The sequence below is a fragment of the Flavobacterium sp. genome, assembly GCF_040402895.1.
Classification (GTDB): domain Bacteria; phylum Bacteroidota; class Bacteroidia; order Flavobacteriales; family Flavobacteriaceae; genus Flavobacterium.
This window is the reverse complement of record NZ_JBBALR010000002.1, coordinates 358,324-380,604: the sequence shown is the minus strand read 5'-3', so window position 1 is coordinate 380,604 and position 22,281 is coordinate 358,324. Positions and strand designations below refer to the sequence as shown.

Annotated in this window: 21 protein-coding genes and 1 tRNA gene; 14 read left to right on the top strand and 8 right to left on the bottom strand. The window is 30.3% G+C overall.

Annotated features, from left to right (window positions below):
- Window positions 1–25 precede the first annotated feature (25 nt).
- The 4 genes from ABWP60_RS03830 to ABWP60_RS03815 all read left to right on the top strand — a co-directional run bounded on the left by ABWP60_RS03830 (window position 26) and on the right by ABWP60_RS03815 (window position 4,661).
- Entirely contained in the window at window positions 26–1,942 is a 1,917-nt protein-coding gene (locus ABWP60_RS03830; protein WP_353148735.1) for a M56 family metallopeptidase, read from the top strand.
- Between the two features lie 148 nt (window positions 1,943–2,090).
- Complete coding sequence (locus ABWP60_RS03825; protein ID WP_353148732.1) at window positions 2,091–2,921, top strand: peptidase associated/transthyretin-like domain-containing protein; 831 nt, start codon at window positions 2,091–2,093, stop codon at window positions 2,919–2,921.
- Between the two features lie 398 nt (window positions 2,922–3,319).
- On the top strand, window positions 3,320–4,198 hold the full coding sequence (locus ABWP60_RS03820) for a peptidase associated/transthyretin-like domain-containing protein (RefSeq protein WP_353148730.1): 879 nt from the start codon (window positions 3,320–3,322) through the stop codon (window positions 4,196–4,198).
- 1 nt (window position 4,199) lies between these two features.
- Window positions 4,200–4,661, top strand: a complete 462-nt coding sequence (locus ABWP60_RS03815) for a thioredoxin-like domain-containing protein (protein WP_353148727.1) — start codon at window positions 4,200–4,202, stop codon at window positions 4,659–4,661.
- A gap of 538 nt (window positions 4,662–5,199) precedes the next feature.
- Here the strand turns inward: ABWP60_RS03815 and ABWP60_RS03810 are convergent.
- Window positions 5,200–5,415 carry a hypothetical protein gene (locus ABWP60_RS03810; RefSeq protein WP_353148724.1) on the bottom strand — a complete coding sequence of 72 codons (216 nt, stop codon included), beginning with the start codon at window positions 5,413–5,415 and terminating at the stop codon, window positions 5,200–5,202.
- 10 nt (window positions 5,416–5,425) lie between these two features.
- Window positions 5,426–5,803 carry a hypothetical protein gene (locus ABWP60_RS03805; RefSeq protein ID WP_353148721.1) on the bottom strand — a complete coding sequence of 126 codons (378 nt, stop codon included), beginning with the start codon at window positions 5,801–5,803 and terminating at the stop codon, window positions 5,426–5,428.
- A 96-nt stretch (window positions 5,804–5,899) separates the two neighbouring features.
- On the opposite strand from ABWP60_RS03805, the gene ABWP60_RS03800 reads away from it, so the two are divergent.
- The 3 genes from ABWP60_RS03800 to ABWP60_RS03790 all read left to right on the top strand — a co-directional run bounded on the left by ABWP60_RS03800 (window position 5,900) and on the right by ABWP60_RS03790 (window position 8,585).
- The gene (locus ABWP60_RS03800; protein ID WP_353148719.1) at window positions 5,900–6,826 is read left to right on the top strand and encodes a hypothetical protein; all 927 of its coding nucleotides are present in this window, start codon (window positions 5,900–5,902) and stop codon (window positions 6,824–6,826) included.
- A gap of 72 nt (window positions 6,827–6,898) precedes the next feature.
- Window positions 6,899–7,063, top strand: a complete 165-nt coding sequence (locus ABWP60_RS03795) for a hypothetical protein (protein ID WP_353148717.1) — start codon at window positions 6,899–6,901, stop codon at window positions 7,061–7,063.
- Window positions 7,038–8,585 (top strand): recombinase family protein, encoded by a 1,548-nt coding sequence (locus ABWP60_RS03790; protein ID WP_353148881.1) that lies wholly within the window; start codon window positions 7,038–7,040, stop codon window positions 8,583–8,585. Before ABWP60_RS03795 ends, ABWP60_RS03790 begins: the two co-directional genes overlap by 26 nt.
- Here ABWP60_RS03790 and ABWP60_RS03785 read toward each other — a convergent pair.
- Together ABWP60_RS03785 and ABWP60_RS03780 are read right to left on the bottom strand one after the other, a co-directional pair.
- Window positions 8,542–8,619 (bottom strand) — tRNA-Val (locus ABWP60_RS03785). The genes ABWP60_RS03790 and ABWP60_RS03785 overlap by 44 nt on opposite strands.
- A gap of 78 nt (window positions 8,620–8,697) precedes the next feature.
- The gene (locus ABWP60_RS03780) at window positions 8,698–9,912 is read right to left on the bottom strand and encodes a bifunctional folylpolyglutamate synthase/dihydrofolate synthase (protein ID WP_353148714.1); all 1,215 of its coding nucleotides are present in this window, start codon (window positions 9,910–9,912) and stop codon (window positions 8,698–8,700) included.
- Between the two features lie 125 nt (window positions 9,913–10,037).
- Between ABWP60_RS03780 and ABWP60_RS03775 the strand changes: the two genes are divergently transcribed.
- From ABWP60_RS03775 to ABWP60_RS03750, 6 genes are all read left to right on the top strand, one after another.
- Window positions 10,038–10,748: a MotA/TolQ/ExbB proton channel family protein gene (locus ABWP60_RS03775; RefSeq protein ID WP_502904804.1), complete on the top strand. Its 711-nt coding sequence runs from the start codon at window positions 10,038–10,040 to the stop codon at window positions 10,746–10,748.
- The gene (locus ABWP60_RS03770) at window positions 10,738–11,133 is read left to right on the top strand and encodes an ExbD/TolR family protein (protein WP_353148711.1); all 396 of its coding nucleotides are present in this window, start codon (window positions 10,738–10,740) and stop codon (window positions 11,131–11,133) included. The genes ABWP60_RS03775 and ABWP60_RS03770 overlap by 11 nt, the downstream gene beginning before the upstream one ends.
- 85 nt (window positions 11,134–11,218) lie before the next feature.
- A complete protein-coding gene (locus tag ABWP60_RS03765; RefSeq protein ID WP_353148708.1) occupies window positions 11,219–12,238 on the top strand; it encodes a quinone-dependent dihydroorotate dehydrogenase in 1,020 nt (339 codons plus the stop codon).
- Between the two features lie 110 nt (window positions 12,239–12,348).
- Window positions 12,349–12,930 carry a non-canonical purine NTP diphosphatase gene (locus tag ABWP60_RS03760; protein ID WP_353148705.1) on the top strand — a complete coding sequence of 194 codons (582 nt, stop codon included), beginning with the start codon at window positions 12,349–12,351 and terminating at the stop codon, window positions 12,928–12,930.
- Window positions 12,931–13,048: 118 nt separating this feature from the next.
- The gene (locus ABWP60_RS03755; protein WP_353148702.1) at window positions 13,049–15,022 is read left to right on the top strand and encodes a DEAD/DEAH box helicase; all 1,974 of its coding nucleotides are present in this window, start codon (window positions 13,049–13,051) and stop codon (window positions 15,020–15,022) included.
- A 142-nt stretch (window positions 15,023–15,164) separates the two neighbouring features.
- Window positions 15,165–15,929: a carboxypeptidase-like regulatory domain-containing protein gene (locus tag ABWP60_RS03750; protein ID WP_353148699.1), complete on the top strand. Its 765-nt coding sequence runs from the start codon at window positions 15,165–15,167 to the stop codon at window positions 15,927–15,929.
- Window positions 15,930–15,936: 7 nt separating this feature from the next.
- Here ABWP60_RS03750 and ABWP60_RS03745 read toward each other — a convergent pair whose 3' ends face one another.
- The gene (locus ABWP60_RS03745; RefSeq protein ID WP_353148696.1) at window positions 15,937–16,593 is read right to left on the bottom strand and encodes a TrmH family RNA methyltransferase; all 657 of its coding nucleotides are present in this window, start codon (window positions 16,591–16,593) and stop codon (window positions 15,937–15,939) included.
- Between the two features lie 174 nt (window positions 16,594–16,767).
- Between ABWP60_RS03745 and purB the strand changes: the two genes are divergently transcribed.
- Entirely contained in the window at window positions 16,768–18,111 is a 1,344-nt protein-coding gene (purB, locus tag ABWP60_RS03740) for an adenylosuccinate lyase (RefSeq protein WP_353148693.1), read from the top strand.
- A gap of 69 nt (window positions 18,112–18,180) precedes the next feature.
- Here purB and ABWP60_RS03735 read toward each other — a convergent pair whose 3' ends face one another.
- The 3 genes from ABWP60_RS03735 to ABWP60_RS03725 form a co-directional block, all read right to left on the bottom strand.
- The gene (locus ABWP60_RS03735) at window positions 18,181–19,494 is read right to left on the bottom strand and encodes an ammonium transporter (protein WP_502904803.1); all 1,314 of its coding nucleotides are present in this window, start codon (window positions 19,492–19,494) and stop codon (window positions 18,181–18,183) included.
- Between the two features lie 291 nt (window positions 19,495–19,785).
- Window positions 19,786–21,258 (bottom strand): IMP dehydrogenase, encoded by a 1,473-nt coding sequence (guaB, locus tag ABWP60_RS03730; RefSeq protein WP_353148690.1) that lies wholly within the window; start codon window positions 21,256–21,258, stop codon window positions 19,786–19,788.
- Between the two features lie 113 nt (window positions 21,259–21,371).
- Window positions 21,372–22,235, bottom strand: a complete 864-nt coding sequence (locus tag ABWP60_RS03725; protein ID WP_353148688.1) for a hydroxymethylglutaryl-CoA lyase — start codon at window positions 22,233–22,235, stop codon at window positions 21,372–21,374.
- Window positions 22,236–22,281: the final 46 nt, after the last annotated feature.

The window sequence follows — 22,281 nt, the reverse complement described above, 5'->3', positions numbered from 1 at the left end:
ATTTTTAACTACAAAAAAAGAAAAAATGATAGACTTCTTATTAAAATCTGCTATTAGTTTAATTGTGTTTCTTGGATTTTATTATTTGGTATTAGAACGAGAAAAAATCCATAAGTTTAATAGATTTTATCTTTTAATATCTATTTTAATTTCTTTGATAATTCCATTTGTCACTTTTGAATTCATCGAATTTGTTGAAACTGCTCCAGTGATTCAGTATGATGAACCAATAAATATTGAGAAAGCAGAGGTAGTTTTAAATCAAAACCCGATAATTGAGAAAGTAATTACTGCTAAAGAGTCTGTAGATTATTTACCCTATATATTTTGGAGTATTTATATATTAATAAGCTTGATTTTTTTATTTCGATTTGGTAAAAATTATTTCAAACTAATTGTAAAATCAAATATAAATCCAAGTGTAAAATATAAAAATGCGAATTTGATTTTGTTAGACGAAAAAATACTTCCTCACACATTTTTGAATTTTATATTTGTTAATTCCGAAGATTTTAAAAATAGAAATATTGAAGATGAATTATTTGCTCACGAAATGGTGCATGTCAACCAAAAACATACTTTAGATATTTTACTTATTGAGTTTTTGAAAGCCATATTTTGGTTTCATCCGCTTTTCTATTTATATAAAAAAGCCATTCAACTCAACCACGAATTTCTTGCCGATGAAGAAATTGTAACCACATATAATAATGTGCCCTATTATCAGAATTTATTGTTACATAAAAGCAACAGCAATACAACAATTTACTTAGCAAGCAATTTAAATTATTTAATCACTAAAAAACGGTTACTTATGATGACAAAAAACACTTCAAAAAAAATAGCTCTACTTAAAAAAGTGGCAGTTCTTCCAATCTTAGCAGGCTTAATTTACTTTTTCTGTATAGAAATTATAGCGCAAGAAAGACCTAAAGCCTTAAATTTAGAAACAGAAAAAACAATTCCAACAGATAAAGATAAGATTAGAGACGCATATTACAGTGGTGTTTGGGTGAAAATATGTGATGAAAAAACGAATAAAAAAAGTGTAACCTTGTACGAAAAGTTATCTTTAGAAGATAAAAGAAAATATTTGGGTAACATTCCAGAAATTATGATTGAGAAAGAAATTCCTGAACCTTTATTTGAAAAAATGAAAACTAAAGATTTAGCAGTTTGTATTAATGGTAGAGTAAAAACTAAAGATGAAATCAAGAAATATAAACGAACTGATTTTAGTTATTATGCTACTAGTTTTGTTCACCAAAACCCTCGCTCTAAGCGTTTTCGGCAAATATACCAATATACACTTTTTACCAAAGAGTATTTTAATGAGAATTTAAAAAAGAACCATACTCATTTTAGTGGCGATACAATAAAAATAACCTGGGTTTCTTATGAAACGATTAAGAAAGATAAATTCATGAACAAAACTCCAATAGATACAGCTGTTTGGTGGGTTAACGGAAAAGAAGATTATAATGTATTTGTAAATGACAATAAAGAGGCGTTTGTTGAAGATGAAAAAATAAGACAAAAAAGAGATTTTGCTTATGAAAATATTATTATTACCATCATTGATAAAAAAAGAAACATAAATGTTACAAAAAAATATGAAGATTTAGATTTGAAAATAAAACAAAGATATCTTCATACTCATATGTTTTACCTAGTTGAGAAGAAAAATCCAACTAAAGAAATTTTTGAAAAATTTAAAAATGAAAAGAAGTATTTAATTTTCATTAACGATAAAAGAGTTGAAAATTCTGAGCTTGAAAAAATGAATAATACTGATATTTATTATTTTTCTGAAATGGTAAATCCACCTACTTCCACAAGAGAATATTTGTATTTTCTATATACGAAGGAGTTTTATAAAAAAGAACTGAGTGGTCAATTGAAAAACAAGTGTAAATCTAGAATAAAAATAATTATTACATAAAATAAATTGCTCAAAATCACCAATCTTTTAATTGGTGATTTTATGTTAAGTTAACGTTTCGCAAATTTTTTATCTTTAATGGAAAACAAACGGTTACAAAGTTTACCACTTCATTTGCGGTTGAAATGAATCACTAATTTTTAAATCTATGAAATACAAACATAAGTTACTATTTATTTTTCTTTTATTTTCTGAAGTGATGTTTTGTCAAAAATGTTTTACCATATTCGATAACGTATCTAAATCAAAAATAGCTTATGCGAATATATGGAAAGATAATAAAATCTTCGTTAATTCAGATTCATTAGGTTTCTTTTGTATAAATGAAAGCGAAATTAAATCAAAATATGAAATTTCTTGTTTTGGTTACAAGACACAATATTTAAATACCGAAAGAGATTCTGTTTTTTTAGATATTGATGAAATTATTATAGAGGAAGTAGTAATTAAAAAACCGCTTTTAAAGAATAAAATAAAGTATGGAAATTACAAAATAAGAAATGCTGGATTAGTTGCTACTTACGAAATGCAAATTGCTGAACTTGGTAAGGTTTTCTTAACAAATGATTCTATTCAACGCTATTTTAATAAGTTAAAAATCGCCACTTTCGCCTCAAATTCTAATCGAATTGTAGGAATCAAAATTTACTCACTAGATGATAATAAACAACCTAACATTCTAATAACAGATAAAATAATTATTAGTAACATTAAAAAAGGAAATCACATAACATCAATAGATTTGAGTAATCTCTCGCTATCTGTGCCAAAAAAAGGTTTCTTTATATCCATACAATTTTTATTATTAGAGCAAAATAAACAATATGGTACATATAACAAAGAATGGTTTTATTACGAACCTTCCATAGGTGCTAATATGGAATCAAAAGGGAATGAATATTATTATTTATCAGAAAAGGGTTCGTGGAAAAAAAATGAAAATTGTGATTTAAATATTCAAGTTGAATTAACAAATTAAAAAATAATAAACTAAAATTTTTCTGCCAAAATTGGTGTCAAGAAATGGCAGGTAAGACATTTATTTGAAATCAAAAAGTTCTATCAATTTAAAGTTTTGTGAATATTTATAAAGCCTTGGTTTAGTTTTATCGCTAAAAGTGAAGTCTCGAAAGGATGTAAGTAAGGTTAAAAAATAAGAAATGGATGAGAAAATATCAAAAATTAAATATCTTTACGATAATAAAATGTATTGTAAAATATTGGAAAAGTTTCTCCAAGTTCTTGTGAATTTAAATGTTGCTTTCATTTTTGGGAATAGGTTTAGGTTCTTGTGGATATGGTACAGGACCATGTTATTTAGAATAAATAATTATAATTATAGCTTTTAATAATTCAAGTTACTTATATATTTTACTTATGAGATTAATAATAATAAGTTTATGTTTTTTTGCAAATTATTGTCTTTGCCAAAATATTAAAGTTTTAGATTCAATAAATTTTGAATCTATTGAGGGTGCAAATATCTATTTTGAAAATAAAATTATTGCACAAACAGGGAGTAATGGAGAAGTATTTTCTTTAGTAAATTCAAAAAAAGCTAAAATTAGAGTTCATCATTTATCTTATAAAGATAAAGAATTTTCTTTAGTTAATGATACAATAATATATTTAGTGAAAAATAATAATTTAATTCAAGAAATTGAGATTTCAAATAATATTAAAAAGAATGAAATTTTTGTTTATCCCAAAATGTCAAATTTTACATTTTTAAATCTTCAAAAAAGTATAAATACAGTTCCAAATAGTGAAATTGCTTTATTTCAGCCATATGAAGAAACATATTCTAATTACTTTATTAAAGAAATATTAATTCATCCAGCAAAAGGGTTTTATGATAATGATGATAGTAATAAGTTTCTCCCATTTGAAGTTAATATATATAGAGTTGATACAATTAAGAAAGAGCCATTATATAAAATATTTAATGAAAACATAGTAGTTTGTTTAAAAAAAAATGAGGATAAAATTATTGTTCAATTGCCATATTATATCGATTACGACAAAAATGGTTTATGCATAGTAATAAAATCATATGACTCAAATTATTATTTTAATTTAACAAAAAATAAAAAAGCTCATTTATCTTTTAAATCAATTTATCTAAAGAACAATTCAAAAGTTAAATCTTTTACTAGATTGTCATTAGGTGATGGACAGTTTACAAATTGGTATTATCACTTAGACGATGAAGTTAAGTTAAATTATTATTTTGGTTTTAAATTAATAAAAAAATAAGATGAAAAAAATAATGATAATCATTAGTTGCATTTTTTTATTAATGTCATTTAAAAATGATGTTAATAAATTTGATGATTTAATAAACGAATTTGAAGGCAAAGTCGTTTATGTAGATATATGGGCAACTTGGTGTGCGCCATGTGTGAAAAGTATTCCAGATACAAAAAAAGTTAAAGAAAAATACAAAAATAAAAATGTCGAAGTAGTTTTTTTAAGTATTGATGGTGATAAAAAAAAGTGGGAAGAAGTTTCGAAAAAATTTAATATCCTTGATCGAAATTGCATTATTGCAGGATATGTTCAAGCTTCAAATAGTAAAAGCCTAAGTAATATTCAAATAAAAGAAATACCAAGATATTTAATTTTTAATAAGAAAGGTATTTTAGTAAATGATAATGCGCCTAGACCTACACAAAAAATTAAACTAGCTAAAGAATTAGAAAAATATCTTAAAGAATAATTTACTATATTGTTTCAACAATAGTTAGAAAACTCAATTGACTTTAAAAGTTTGAGCAAAATTTATTACATTTAGTTCTTAAAAATTTATTTATGAGAAAAATAATTCTAATTTTTTTATTGTTAATAACAATAGTAAACTTTATAATTCTTGCAATTGCACTAACTAATGATTCGTCAATTTTTTATAATAATAGGCTTGTAATTGTGATTTCATTTTTAACGTTTGGTGGATTTCTAAGACAACAAATATTAAGTTTTAACAAGAAGAATTTAATAAAAAGTTAAATAAAAACAGCAATTATTTATTTATTTTAAGTAAGATAAATTGTTGTTGTTTTTTTACTATTTATTTCAATTCGATTTCGTTAAGAATTACCCAAAAATGATTAGTTTTATCAAAGAAAATAATAATAAAATTAATCGCTTATAATAAGCATTTATAAGTGTTTACCTGTTTTTTTTACTTAAAATTAATCATAACCAGCAATAATCAGTGATAATCGATTATCACTGATTATTTTACTGTATTTTTTTTCTTAATTATAGTAAGTATATTTTTTCTTCTCTTGGTAGTTTGAATAAATATTGTAAATAGAAATTGCTACAGCAATAGTTACTGCACTTCCTATTAGAAAGTATGTCACTTTTCTATTCATTTCCATTTTTTCAGGTGTTGGAATTAAACCCATTTCGAATGATAATTGGTCTGGTGACAACATTTGTTGTCTGGAGGTTAGGATGGTTTCTTTCATTTTTTTTAGTTTATTTATAAATTATTATTTGGTTTGTATTTTGTGGATTTAATCCAAATTGTATATCTTTAATTTGATAGTATTGAATATTTTTAGTTCCTTTTAAATAAAATTTTGGAGGTGGAAGGTATTTTGTGTTGAATCCCATTTTTTCAAATTTGCTCAATTCTTCAATTAGAATATTACAATCTTTGTAAAATTTTATAAGTTTATAATTAACTTTTTGACCTTTACTATATGCTATTGTATCAGCATTTTCTTCTGTTCTTCTTTTATGCCCATGTTGATTTCTACAGGAGTCTGAACAATATTCTCTTTTAGATGATTTGTATTCTAAAATTTCATCTTGACAATCAGGATTTTTGCATATCTTTATTGGTCTTTTCATAATTATACATATTTTATGTTGCAAATATATTATTTTTTAGTTACATTTGTGTTTCAATAGATAAAAAGATTACATTTGTTGGATAAAAAATAAATTATGATAGTTAATCCGTTAGCCAAAATAAAAGAGAAAAAAATTCCTTTGATAAAATTAGGTGTGCCTTCTAGAACTTTTTTTCATTGGAAAAAAGAGAATATATTATTTGAAAACACAGAACCTGACGATACCAAGCAGAAAGTGTTTTTAAATTTAATGGATGCCACATGGCTTATGATTATTGTAGAATTTCGAAAATACAACCTAGATTTAAAAACAATTAAAACAATAAAAGACCAATTAATTATTGAATTAGACAGTCAAAAAATTATTGATAATAAAGCAATCCTTGAAAATGTTTTGGTTTCAATAGCAAAAGACTTTAACGCAAAACAAACAGAAGAACTTTTGCAAATTGATGTGGAATATATTGTCAATCATGTTATGAGTCCTTATGATAAGTTTTTAGTATTTACTAAATTAGGAAGTGCTTTAGGTAGAGTTTTATTAGGTTCTTTAGAATATATTATGGTAACTGTTGATGATAATGGAGTGGTAGAAACAAATGTTTTTTCAAGAAACGAATATTTTGAAGTTGAAGATAATAACTATTTTTTGTCGGAATTCAATAAATTTATCAATCATAAAAGTTGTTTTACGATTTCTTTAGTAACTATCTTAGAAAGTTTGCTAGAAAATGAACAACTCGAAAAGTTTCATTTTGAATTTGGACTATATAACAATGAAGAAATGAAAATATTCGATGCATTAAAACAAGACAATTGGAAAAAAATTACAATTGTGAAGCATAATTCTGGTGATTTAACCATAACAAATGAATCAGAGGTAGAAAAACGAGGTCAGCACGCCAAGGAAATAAAAAAGATATTGGGTTTAAAACAATATGAACAACTGGAAATTACTTATCGCAATGACCAGCATTTAATTATTAAGAATACAAAAAAAGAAATTATAAAAAAGTCCTAAGTATCCCTTAGCACACAACTGCCTAAAAGACAATACAAGTATATCTTACTTCTATTTTCTCATATAGGAAAAATGCAATTTGAAAAAGCAAAACAAATATTAAATCAAAACAAAGAAAAAAAGTACACGGACGAAGAAATAGTGCAAATAATACAATTGCTAGAAGTGTTTAAAGATGTCTGGATTGCCAATTTATTAAAATTAACTGAAAATGAAAAATGTGATTCTTTATGTTAGGGTATCAACCGATGAACAAGCAGGTAGAGGATACTCACTTCGTGACCAAGAGCAAAAATTATTGACATATTGTGAAAACAATAATTTAAATGTGTTGCATATTTTTAGAGAAGATTTTTCAGCCAAAACATTTAAGCGTCCAGAATTTAAAAAGTTATTGGATTTCTGTAAAAGAAACAAGAAGGATATTCACCAAATGATATTCATTAAGTGGGATAGGTTTTCTAGAAACACTGCCGAATCATATCAAATGATTGGAGTTTTTAATCAGTTAGCTATTCAAGTGAATGCAATTGAACAGCCCTTGGATTTAACAGTACCAGAGCAAGGTTTAATGTTGGCAGTATATTTGTCAATTCCAGAAGTTGAAAATCAACGTCGTTCATTAAATGTAATTTCTGGAATGCGAAGAGCTTTTAAAGAGGGGCGATATGTTGGAAATGCACCTAGAGGCTATTCAAACGGAATGGATGCTTCAAAAAAACCACTCTTAGTAATTAATGAGGATGCTAAATATATCAAAGAAGGTTTTGAACTTTTAGCGACTGGAATATATAATCAAAAAGAAGTTTTTAATAAATTAACAACAAAAGGATTTAAAAGTAGTATGACAGCTATAGCTTCTATTTTTAGAAATCATTTATATTATGGTGGTGTTTTTATTAAAGGATATAAAGATGAAGAAGAGACAGTTGTTAATGGGATTCATGAACCAATTATTTCAAAAAAACTATTTTTTAAAGTACAAGATATTTTAAATAACCGCTGTAAAGATTATCATACAGCACATAAAAAGGTAAATGAAAAATTCCCACTTAAAGGTTTTTTAATTTGTCCAATTTGCAAAACTCCTTTAACAGCCAGTTCCTCTAAAGGTAGGACTAAGCATTATACTTATTATCATTGTATAAGTCCCTGTAATGAAAGATATCGCCTTGAAGATGTAAATCTTTGGTTTACTGATTTTCTTAAATCAATTACTTTAGAAAAGCCGATACAACAACTTTTTATGGAAATGATTAAAGAAGCATTGATAAAACAATCAGGAAAAACTGAACTTAGTCCAAAGCATTATGAGAAAGTAAAAAGTATTGAAGAAAAAATAATTCGATTACAAGATTTATATATTGAAGGAAACATTGAAAAGTCTGAATATAAAGTTGCGAAGGAAAGATATAATTTAATTTATGAAGAATTAAAATCTTTGGAAATTGAAAATAAAGATTTAAAACAAGTTATTAAAACCTATGAATCAACCTTAATTAAGTTGGAATCTATTGAAAATCAATACAATATATCAGATATTGAAGAAAAAAGAAAACTAATTGGTTCGATATTTCCAAAAAAATTCCAATTTGAAAATAAAAAAGTTCGAACCGCAGATATTAACCCTTTGTTTTTAAAAATATCCAGTATTAACAGTGCTTCGCAAAGGATAAAAAAAAGACAGATTCAAAAAAAATTGAATCTGTCCGGGATGGTGGGCAATGAGGGGTTCGAACCCCCGACCCCCTCGGTGTAAACGAGGTGCTCTGAACCAGCTGAGCTAATTGCCCCAATAAAACACACTACTTTCGTAATGCGAGTGCAAATATACATCTGTTTTTGGTATTTGCAAATAAAAAACTAAAAAATTAAATTATTTCTGAAACTACGAAGTTACTCCCACCAATAAAAATCACATCTTCATCAGATGATTTTTCTAATGCTGCTTTGTAAGCTTTTGAAACAGAGGTGTATGTGTTTCCAATAAGTTGGTATGTTTTCGCTTTTTCTTGAAGTGTACTTGAATTTAAACCACGTTGGTTTTTTGGTTTACAAAAATAATAATTGGCATTTTTCGGGAATAATGGTAAAATCGTATCTAAATCTTTGTCATTTACCACACCTAAAACAATATGTAATTTTTTGTATGATTCTTTTTTTAATTGCTTCATAACTATTTCTAGTCCGTGCGCGTTATGAGCAGTGTCGCAAATTACTTTCGGATTTTCTTGCAAAATTTGCCATCTTCCTTGTAAATGAGTGTTGAGTACTACATTTGCAATTCCGTTTTTTATATTTTCTTCTGAAATCTTGAAATTGGATTTCAAATTTCGAAATACTTCAATAACCGTTTTTTTATTCTTCATTTGATAATCGCCCATAAGGCCACAAGGATAATTAGGGTGGGTTTCTTCTTGTGCAAAATAAATTTCTGAGTTGTTTTTTCTAGCTACTTCTAAAAAAACAGGTTTTGTTTCAGAAGTATATTCTCCAATTATAACTGGAATGTTCTTCTTTATTATACCTGCTTTTTCAAAGGCAATTTTTTCCAAAGTATCGCCTAGAAATTGCGTATGATCTTTTCCAATATTTGTAATTACAGAAAGTAAGGGGGTAATACTATTTGTAGCATCTAATCTGCCACCCATTCCTACCTCAATAATAGCAATATCTACCTTTTTTTCTGAAAAATATTGGTAGGCCAATCCAACTGTCATTTCAAAAAAACTTAATTCGGTTTTCTCAAAAAACGACTTATGATTTAAAATAAATTGATGTACATAATTTTTAGATATTTTCTTGCCATTTATGGTAATTCGTTCTCTGAAATCCTTTAAATGAGGTGAAGTATATAAACCGACTTTATACCCAGCTTCCATAAAAACAGAGGCGATCATGCTGCTTGTTGAACCTTTTCCATTCGTACCAGCTACGTGAATAGATTTGAAGTTTATTTCAGGATTGTGTAAATGTTTGGTCAGCAACAAGATATTGGTTAAATCTTCTTTATAGGCGGATGCACCTATGTTTTGAAACATGGGTAGTTGGCTAAATAGCCAATTTATGGATTCTTTATAGGTCATTTTTAGGTATTAATAAAAAATTTCATCTTCTGTAAAATAAAATCTACTTTTTTTAGTTTTATACTTTATAGAAAAATGTATCTTTAGTGCAAATTTCAAAAAATTAATTAAGAATAGTAGTACATATGATCGGATTTTTTTTACAAACCTCTGTTGATACAGTTGCACAAGCTGTAACAAATGTGGCAGATACAAATACAGCAACTGCTAACGAAGGAATATCGGTTTTTGAATTTATTTTAAAAGGTGGTTTTTTCTTAATTCCAATTCTAATTTTGATGATTTATACCATTTATTTAATAGTGGAAAGGTATTTATACATCACAAAAACTACAAAAAATGACGATTTTCTGCTTAAAGAAGTGCGTACGCACTTAAATAGCGGTAATATGAATTTAGCTGTTGGCGCAGCAGAACGTGTAAATAATGCGACAGCAAGAGTTGTGAAAGAAGGGATTTTAACAATCGGAAGACCTATTTCTGAAATTGAATCGAACATGGAGCGAATGGCTCAAATTGAATTAGGCGAGATGGAACGTAAAATGGGGCAATTAGGTTTAATTGCTGGTATGGCGCCTACTTTAGGTTTCGTGGGAACGATTTCGGGTGTAATTAAAATTTTCTACAGTATTTCTATTACCGAAAATATTAGTATCGGAAATATTTCTGGAGGATTATACGAAAAAATGATTTCTTCAGGAGCTGGACTTATCGTAGGTTTAATTGCTTATGCAGGTTATCATTTATTAAATGGGAAAATTGACCATTTTATGCTAAATGTTCAAAAACAAGTATTAGAATTTGTAAACATAATTCAGCGACCAAATGGCAATTAAAAGAAACAGACGTTTTCATGCAGAAGTTCATGCCTCATCAATGAGTGATATCATGTTCTTTTTGCTGTTGTTTTTTCTAATCATTTCAACATTGGCAAATCCGAATGTGATTAAAATGACGTTGCCAAAATCGAAAACAAACGAAAAAACAAACAAACAATTTATAAGTATTTCTGTAACGGAAGACAAGGCGTTTTTTATTGATAAACAACCTGTCAGTTTTGAAGAATTGGAAAAAGAATTGCTAGCCAAAATTGGTACAGATAAAGAACAAACCGTTGTAGTTAGAATCCCGTTTAATTTGCAAGTGCAAGATTTAGTGGATGTACTTCAAATAGGAGTGAAGAATAACTTGAAGTTTGTGATTGCTACTAATCCGAAGTAAAAGTACTTTTTATTTCATATTTGCTTTTTATTATTTGTGTAATCTGTCATTAAAAATTACTTTTGCAGAACAACACATTCACATTATGTATAAATTACTTTTACGTCCAATTCTTTTCTATTTCGATCCTGAAAAGGTACATTATTTTACTTTTTCATTGGTAAAATTCATCTCTAAAATTCCATTTGTAACTTCAATAATAAAAGCAATTTATGTTGTAGAAGACAAACGTTTAGAAAGAGAAGTTTTCGGATTGAAATTTAAAAACCCAGTTGGATTAGCAGCAGGATTTGATAAAGACGCGAAATTATTCAATGAATTATCGGATTTCGGATTTGGTTTTATTGAAATTGGAACGCTAACCCCAAAACCACAAGACGGAAATCCAAAGAAAAGGTTGTTTCGTTTAAAATCCGATTCGGCAATTATTAACCGAATGGGATTTAATAATGGCGGAGTGGAAGCAGCAATATCAAGATTAAAAGAAAATAAAGGCGTTTTAATTGGTGGAAACATCGGTAAAAATAAAATCACACCAAACGAAGATGCAACGAATGATTACGAAATCTGTTTTGAAGCTTTATACGATTATGTTGATTATTTTGTAGTCAATGTGAGTTCTCCAAACACACCAAATTTACGCGAACTGCAAGAAAAAGAACCTTTGACAAAATTGTTGCAGACTTTACAAGATTTGAATAATTCGAAAGTTAAAACAAAACCAATTCTTTTAAAAATCGCACCGGATTTAACAAACGAACAATTAGTAGATATTATTGCTATTGTAAACGAAACTAAAATCGCAGGCGTAATCGCCACCAATACCACTATTTCTCGTGACGGATTAACATCTGAAAATAAAGAAGAAATGGGCGGATTATCTGGTAAACCATTAACAAAACGATCCACAGAAGTGATTAGATTTTTATCTGAAAAAAGCAATAAATCCTTTCCGATTATAGGCGTAGGAGGTATTCATTCTGCTGATGATGCTATCGAAAAATTAAATGCTGGGGCGAGTTTAGTGCAATTATATACGGGTTTCATTTATGAAGGCCCGCAGTTGATAAAAGATATTAATAAAAAAATATTGAAAGCCCTATAATATTTCGCAACACAGATTGGAAAAATTATATAAATTTTTAAAATTTCTTAAATCTACGTTAGAGATAAAAAATCAGTTAAATCCATTTAAATCCGCGTACCCATCAACATATGAAATTAGTCTTCGCATCCAACAACAAAAACAAAATTGCTGAAATCCAGCAACAAGTCGGGTTGCAATTTGAAATTGTCTCATTAGAAGATATTGGTTGCTTTGTGGATATTCCGGAAACAGCAGAAACGATTGAAGGAAATGCGATTTTGAAAGCCAATTATGTAACGGAGAATTTCGGTTTACCTTGTTTTGCTGATGATACTGGTTTGGAAATTGAAAGTTTAAATAACGAGCCTGGGGTGTTTTCTGCGCGTTATGCTGGTGAACAAAAGAATGCTGAGGATAATATGAATTTGGTTTTGCAAAAATTAACTACTGAAACCAACAGAAAAGCTCAGTTTAAAACTTGTATTGCTTTAAATATTAATGAAGAGCAATATTTGTTTGAAGGCATTGTAAAAGGTGAAATCACTTTGAAAAAGTCAGGAAATCAAGGATTTGGCTATGATCCAATTTTTCAACCAGAAGGTTTTTCAACTACTTTCGCCCAAATGACAATGGAGCAAAAAACGGTTATTAGTCACAGAGGAATTGCAGTCCAAAAATTGATAAATTTCTTATCTAATTTATCTGACTAACTGTAAATTCATTGTTAAAATGCTATTACATTATCGTAACTTTCTGAAAATCAAATAAAAACAAATTAGTTTAATCCGTTTTTTAAATCTACCTTTGCACCCAATTTAAAAATATATAATGAATAAATTTGAGCAATTAGGGTTAAACGAATCGTTGTTAAAAGCAATACGTGATTTAGGATTCGAGACCCCGTCGGAAGTACAGGAGAAGGCTATACCACTATTATTGGAAGATGATACAGATATCGTGGCTCTTGCCCAAACAGGAACAGGAAAAACCGCAGCTTTTGGTTTTCCGCTAATCCAAAAAATTGACCCATTCAACAAGCAAACACAGGTTTTAATACTTTCTCCAACAAGAGAATTGTGTTTGCAAATTACAAACGAGATTAAATTATACTCAAAATACATCGACGGTTTATATACTGTTGCAGTATACGGTGGCGCGAGTATTCATGATCAAGCGCGTGATATTAAGCGAGGCGCACAAGTAATTGTGGCGACACCGGGTAGAATGCAAGATATGATTAACAGAGGCATGGTGAATATTAAAAACATCAGCATCTGTGTTCTTGATGAGGCAGACGAAATGTTAAACATGGGTTTCTATGAAGATATTACAAGTATCTTATCAGACACGCCAAAAGACAAAAACACATGGTTATTCTCGGCTACCATGCCGCAAGAAGTAGCCAGAATCGCTAAAGAATTTATGAGAAACCCGCAAGAAATTACGGTAGGTCATAAAAACTCGAGTTCAGCAAACATTTCTCACGAATATTATTTAGTTAATGCACGTGATAGATACGAAGGATTGAAAAGATTAGCAGATGCGAATCCAGATATTTTCTCCGTAATTTTTTGTAGAACAAAAAGAGATACTCAAGCGGTTGCAGAAAAATTAATTGAAGACGGGTATAATGCTGCTGCATTACACGGAGATTTATCGCAAGCACAACGTGATGGCGTAATGAAATCGTTCCGTGGTAGACAAATTCAAATGCTAGTTGCGACTGACGTGGCAGCTCGTGGAATTGACGTAGACAACATTACTCACGTAATCAATTATCAATTACCAGACGAAATTGAAACCTATACACACCGTTCGGGTCGTACAGGTCGTGCCGGAAAATCAGGTACTTCGTTTGTAATTATTACAAAAAGTGAAATTAGAAAAATTCACTCTATTGAGAGAATTATCAAAACTAAATTCGAAGAAAAATCTATTCCTTCAGGAATGGAAATCTGCGAAATTCAGTTGTTACACTTAGCCAACAAAATTAAAGATACAGAAACAGATCATTCAATTGATACGTATTTGCCCTCAATTATGGAATTGTTACAAGACATTCCTAAAGTAGAATTAATCAAGAAAGTAATTTCTGTAGAATTTAATCGTTTCTTAAATTATTACAAAAAATCTAAAGATTTAGCTTCTCAAGAGGGTTCATCAAGTAGAGCTGAAATCCCATCTGATGGAACGGTTAGATATTTTATCAATATTGGTACAAGAGATGATTATGATTGGATGACGTTAAAAGATTATTTACGTGATACTTTACAAGTTGGTCAAGACGACGTATTTAAAGTAGACTGTAAAGAAGGTTTTTCTTTCTTTAATACCAATGCCGATTTAGCTGAAAAAGTAATGGAAGTTTTAAATGCGGTGAATATTAACGGCAGAAAAATTAACGTTGAAATTTCTAAAAACGAAGGTGGAAGAAGTTCAGGACGCAGAGACCATAACGGAAGAAGTGGTGGTGGAAGATCAGGCGGAAGCGGATTCTCAGGAAGACGTGAAGGTGGAAATTCTGGCGGAGGTTACAGAGGAAACCGTGATGGAGGAAACCGTGAAGGTGGAGGCTACAGAGGAAATTCTGGTGGTGGAAATCGTGAAGGTGGTTTCAATCGTGAAGGGGGAAGTGGTTTCAGACCAAGAACTTCATCAACTGGAGGAAGCGATAGAAGAAGTTCTGATTCTCGCGATAGCGGAAGAAAAGGGGAAGGTCGTGCAAACGAGGGTCGTTCAACAGAAAGAAGAAGTTCTGGGTTTGAAGGAGCAAGAAGAACGCCAAGAAGATCAAACGACTAATTTTTAGTTTAAATAAAAAAATCCCGATTCGTGTATTCGTTTCGGGATTTTTTATGTTATAAAATCAAACTTTATATAATCTTATGTTAACACGATTCACTATTTAAAATTAAATCATATTTTTGTAGAAATATACTTTCAGATGAAAAAAATAGCTTTTCTTATTTTACTTTTAAATGCTGCGTTTGGGTTTTCTCAATCCGACACATTGCAAATAAAAGTGAAAGGAAAAATTATGGATATAAAGTCCAAAATGCCAATTGAAAGAGTCACGATTTTAAATAAAAATACATCCTCAGTAGTTTTAGCTTCTGAAAATGGTGATTTTGAAATTTCGGCGAAAACTAATGATAGATTGTTGTTTTCTCATTTGGGATACAATTATGCTGAGGTTGTAGTGAATCAAAAATGGTATTCCGAGGTTCAAACTATTTTTTTGTGTCTTAAAGAAAATGAAATTGAAACAGTTTTGGTAACCAGTTATACCTTAACAGGATATTTAGAAATTGACACAAAATTAATTCCAGTAAATGAGAATTATCGCTACAATATTGCAGGTTTAAATTTAGGTTATGAACCTGGAATGAAAGCCAAAAACGCTACAGAAAATTTATTAAAATCATTGTCAAATCCAGTAGATTTAGTGTATTCTTTATTTAATTCTAAAGAAAAAGATTTCAAAAAATTAATAAATTTAAAAAATGATACGCATTTTGCTTCTATTTTAAGTAATAACACCAATCGAGAAGTTTTGGTTATGTTATTGCAATTAGATAAAAATGAAATTGATAAAATATTGGAGAAATGTAATTATTCTAAAAATTTCATTAATACTGCAAGTGATTTACAAGTATTAGATGCTTTGGCAACTTCGTATAATGATTATAAAGTTTTGAAAAGAAAATAGTTTATTACTATTCCACAAATTGCTTTTCTATATACGCTACATCTTTAATTGTTTTTCTGGTCCAATCCAAACGTTTTTCTAACACTTCTTCTTCTGTGAGCTGCCAGTTGATATCCGATTGCCGCAATCTATTTGTAATATCTTGAATAACCAGTGCTGCTGAAACAGAAATATTTAAACTTTCAGTAAATCCAACCATTGGAATTTTAATAAAACCATCTGCTTCTTTCATTACTAATTCAGAAAGTCCATCAATTTCAGTTCCAAAAAATATTGCCGATTTTTTAGTTACATCAAAGGCATCTAACATACACGAATCGTTATGCGGTGTGGTAGCAATGATTTGATACCCTTGTGCCCGTAGACTCGCGATACAACTTGTCATGTCTTGATGTTGAGTAATGTCTACCCATTTTTCAGCACCCATTGCAATTTGTTTATCTATCGCTTTACCGTAACGTTGTTCAACAATATGTAAATTTTGAATGCCAAAAACCTCACAACTTCTCATGACAGCACTAGTATTATGAAGTTGATATACATCTTCCATTGCAATAGTAAAATGATTGGTTCTGTTTTTTAAGACTTCAATAAATCTGTTTTTCCTGTTTTCAGACATAAAGTTTTCTAAATATTCTAATAAAGCGAGTTTGTTTTTTTGCATTTCTTTTTAATTTGCCGCAAAGTAACAAAAATTCTATAAAAGAAAATGGTGGAATTGTTGTCCCTAATTTTTGAATATATTTTATTTTAAAATTAATTTTTCAAAAAACACCTAACTAATTTCGGAATACTAAGCACTAATTACTAAATTTGCAACTTTAAAAAACACAACATCATGCAATTAACTGAATTAAATGCCGTATCACCAATTGATGGACGCTACAGAAGTAAAACAAAATCGTTATCCGCTTATTTTTCGGAAGAAGCGTTAATTAAGTATAGGGTTTTAGTTGAGGTAGAATATTTCATATCTATGTGTGAATATGATGTGCCTCAATTACAAGGTGTAGACAAAAATTTATTTGGAAAATTGAGAGGGATTTATGAAAATTTCTCAACTGAGGACGCACTTTGGATTAAGGAAACCGAGAAAACAACCAACCACGATGTAAAAGCGGTTGAATATTTTATTAAAAAGAAATTTGACGAATTTGGATTGGAAAAATTTAAAGAATTTATTCACTTCGGATTAACGTCTCAAGATATCAACAATACGGCTATTCCGCTTTCTACAAAAGAAGCATTTGAAAATGTATATTTACCAAGTTTAATTGCGATTGTTCAGAAGTTAAAAGAACTTTCTGTAGAATGGGCAGCTATTCCATTATTAGCTCGTACGCACGGCCAACCTGCATCGCCAACGCGTTTAGGAAAAGAAATTTTAGTTTTTGTAGAACGTATTGAAGAGCAAATGCGTTTGTTATTTAATGTGCCATTTGCAGCCAAATTTGGTGGCGCAACAGGAAATTACAACGCACATAAAGTTGCCTATCCTAACCATGATTGGAAGGCATTCGGTTCGAAATTTGTGGAAGAAAATTTAGGATTACGTCATTCGTTTCCAACTACACAAATTGAACATTATGATCATTTTGCTGCCTTTTTTGACGCATTAAAGCGAATAAATACGATATTAATTGACTTAGATAGAGATATTTGGACCTACGTTTCAATGGATTATTTCAAGCAAAAAATTAAAGCAGGAGAAATCGGTTCTTCAGCTATGCCACATAAAGTGAATCCAATTGATTTTGAAAATTCAGAAGGAAATTTAGGGATTGCGAATGCTATTTTCGAACATTTATCAGCAAAATTGCCACTTTCAAGATTACAACGTGATTTAACAGACAGTACTGTTTTAAGAAATATTGGTGTGCCCATTGGACATACGCTTATTGCCTTTGAATCCACATTAAAAGGATTGAATAAATTATTGTTAAACGAAGTAAAATTCGCAGAAGATTTAGAGAAAAATTGGGCTGTAGTAGCAGAAGCCATTCAAACCATTTTAAGAAGAGAGGGTTATCCAAATCCATACGAAGCGCTAAAAGATTTAACAAGAACCAATACGATTATCAATAAAGAATCCATTCACGCGTTTATTGACACCTTGCATGTTTCTAACGATATTAAAACAGAATTAAAAGCGATTACACCAAGTAATTATTTGGGGATATAATTTTTATTCTGAATTTGTTTCAGAATCTAATATTCGAAAATCCTGCTAATTTATTTTAGTGGGATTTTTTTATAGGAATTCACCATGTTGTGTAATATCTAAGCCTAGTTCTTCCTTTTCAGTACTTACACGTAATGGTGTAATTTTGTTTACAATAAAAAATAAAAAGTACGACATTCCAAATGAAAAGACAGATACTATAATTAAAACAATAACATGGTTTATAAATAATTTGGTTTCACCAAAAAACAATCCTTGGTTTTCAATGGCTGGATTAATTGCTTTTGATGCAAAAACAGCAGTTAGAAGCATGCCAACCATTCCGCCTACACCATGGCATCCAAATACATCCAAAGCATCGTCAATTTTCCCCTTTGGAAAATTAATAACCACTATATTACTAACTATACTACTTACAATTCCAATAAAAATTGCGTGCGGCATACTTACATATCCTGCAGCTGGAGTGATGGCTACTAAGCCAACAACAGCGCCTATACATGCACCCATGGCAGATATTTTATGACCAAGAATTTTATCCCAAAATACCCAAGCCATTGAAGCTGAAGCCGCTGCAATAGTGGTGGTTGATAATGCTTGTACTGCCAAACCGTTTGCTCCTAAAGCGGAACCTGCATTAAAACCAAACCATCCAAACCATAATAAGCCTGTTCCTAAAAGTACATAAGTTATACGGGCCGGACTTGTTTTTTGATTTTTTCTTTTTCCCAAAAACATGGCGCCCGCTAGTGCAGCCCATCCTGCACTCATGTGAACTACAATACCACCAGCAAAATCTAATATTCCCATTTTAAAGAAAATTCCATTTGGATGCCAGGTACAATGCGCTAAAGGAGTGTAAATAAAAATAATAAATAAAACCATAAACAATAAATACGCCCAAAAACGAATTCTTTCTGCAAAGGCACCTGTAATTAGTGCGGGTGTAATAATTGCGAATTTTGCTTGAAAAAGTGCAAATAATAATAATGGAATAGTAGGTGCTAATTCCCAAGAAGAATTAATGCCTACATTGTTGAAAAAAATATTTTTAGAAGGATTTCCAATAATTCCATAAATTGATTCTCCAAAAGATAAACCAAATCCAATAATTACCCAAAGTATGCTGACAATAACCATAGCCATGAAGCTTTGAAGCATGGTACTAATAACATTTTTCTTACCAACCATTCCGCCATAGAAAAATCCCAAACCAGGTGTCATGAGTAAAACTAATGCCGAAGCTACAATCATCCAAGCTGTGTCTCCAGTGTCAAATTTTGGAGAGTTAAAAGCAATTGCTTGAGTAGCATTGTTATTTATTACTAACGTTGTGATTAATAATAGTAACAATATTGTGGCTAAAAAATATTTTCTTATCATGTGATATCATTTCAAATAGATTATAAAATTAAGTCAGACAATTTTATTACACAACTTTAAAAATATTTTTGTTGAATTATAAAAACGGAGTCGTAATTTCTGTGAAATTATAATTTTTGATTAAAAAAAATGATAATAATGAACTTGGTTTAAAAATTAATATATATTAATTTTCTATAATATTTAGGAAGTATTGATGGTGTCATAAAAAAATCCATTCCAATAAATCGGAATGGATTTTTACTTTTCAGACCTGGCAGGTTTCCAAAACCTGTCAGGTCTGATATTATACTATCTCGAATAATTCGGAGCTTCTTTAGTTATTGTAACATTATGTGGATGACTTTCGCTAATTCCGCTTGACGTTAATCGCACAAAACGGCTTGTAGCTTGTAAAGTTTCAATGTTTTTTGCCCCACAGTAGCCCATTCCAGCACGAAGTCCGCCAATAAACTGCTGCATGCTTTCGTTTAGTTCACCTTTGTAAGGCACGCGACCTACAATTCCTTCTGGAACTAATTTTTTCACGTCATCTTCCACATCTTGGAAATACCTGTCTTTTGAACCTTCTTCCATAGCTTCTACAGAACCCATTCCTCTGTAAGATTTGAATTTTCTTCCTTCAAAAATTATAGTTTCTCCCGGAGATTCTTTCGTTCCTGCTAACATCGAACCTAACATCACACAAGAAGCTCCTGCAGCTAATGCTTTTGGAATATCTCCTGTATATCTAACACCACCATCTGCAATTACTGGAATTCCAGTTCCTTCTAAAGCGGCAGCCACTTCTAAAACGGCAGAAAATTGAGGAAAACCAACGCCTGCTACAATACGAGTCGTACAAATAGATCCAGGTCCAATTCCAACTTTTACAGCATCAGCGCCATTTTCTGCTAAATATAGCGCGGCTTCTGGAGTAGCTATGTTTCCAACTACAACATCTAATTCAGGAAATTTATTTTTTACTTGTTTTAAAACGTCTACCACGCCTTTTGTATGTCCGTGAGCCGTATCAATAATTACAGCATCAACACCTGCTTTTACAAGGGCTTCTGCTCTCTCTAGCGCATCGGTTGTAACGCCTAAAGCGGCAGCTACGCGTAAACGACCAAATTTATCTTTATTAGCGTTTGGTTTTTGTGTTAGTTTGGTGATGTCTCTAAAAGTAATTAATCCAATTAATTTAAAATCGGCATCAACTACGGGAAGTTTTTCAATTTTACTTTCTTGAAGAATTTCTTCTGCAGCGGCTAAAGTAGTTCCTTTTCCTGCAGTAACTAAATTTTCTGAGGTCATTACTTCTGTAATCGCACGACTATTTTCTTTTTCAAATCGTAAATCTCTATTGGTAACGATTCCTTTCAAAATCCCTTTTTCATCTACTACAGGTATTCCGCCAATACCAAATTCTCTCATTGCATTTTTTGCGTCTCCTACATTTGCAGTTAAAGGTAATGTTACAGGATCTATAATCATTCCGCTTTCCGCACGTTTTACTTTTCTAACTTCTGCCGCTTGTTGTGCAATAGTCATGTTTTTATGTAGCACACCAATACCACCTTCTTGCGCCATAGCAATAGCCATTGCACTTTCTGTAACGGTGTCCATTGCAGCGGAAACAATTGGTGTGTTTAAGGTAATGTTTTTACTAAATTTGGATTGAATAGAAACTTCTCTTGGAAGAATTTCTGAATAATTTGGAATTAAAAGAACATCGTCATACGTTAGTCCTTCTCCTATAATTTTTGTAGAATGTGCTTTCATGCTGCAATTGTAGTTAAATTGCGAGCAAATATAAGAAAAAGTTAGTTGTAAAACATAATTTAATTCAAAACAATTTTAATTTATCTAATAAATCAATGCTTTGAGTTTACATGTTAATGAAATGCGCCAAACAATTTAGTCGCTTCGTTATAGGCACTTTCAAAGCTCATTGGGCTAATATTGGTGTTTTCTTTTTTGGTAGTAAAATAGGATAATAACTTTTCGGTAGGCATATTTCCGGTTAAGTCGTCTTTAGCCATTGGGCAGCCACCAAAGCCTTGAATGGCGCCATCATATCTTCTGCAACCGGCTTGATAAGCGGCGTCAATTTTTTCAAACCATTTGTCTGGCGTGGTATGTAAATGCGCACCGAATTCAATATTAGGGTATTTGGGTATTAAATTGCGAAATAAATAATCAATAACTTCAGGTGTAGAAGAGCCAATTGTATCTGACAAGGATAAGATTTTTACGCCCATCTTAGCTAATCTTTCTGTCCAGTCACCTACAATTTCAACGTTATATGGATCGCCGTATGGATTTCCAAATCCCATTGAAATATAAGTCACAACTTCTTTATTAGATTTGTCAGCTATTTCTAATATTTCTTGTAATGTTATCAAACTTTCAGCAATGGTTTTGTGTGTGTTTCGCATTTGAAAATTTTCAGAAATTGAAAAAGGAAAACCAAGATATTGTATTGCTTTATGTTTTGATGCGGCTTCGGCTCCTTGTGTATTGGCAATAATGGCTAATAATTTACTTTGTGTTTGCGACAAGTCTAATTGGTCTAAAACTTCAGCTGTGTCTTGCATTTGTGGAATGGCTTTTGGCGACACAAAACTACCAAAATCCAGCGTATCGAAACCAACTCGTAATAAAGATTGCATGTATTGTACCTTTTTTTCGGTAGGAATAAACGTTTTTATGCCTTGCATGGCATCGCGTGGACATTCGATAATTTTTATTGCTTTCATAAGAATGTCAAAGGTAAGTAAAACTTTATTTTTTTCAAATATGTTT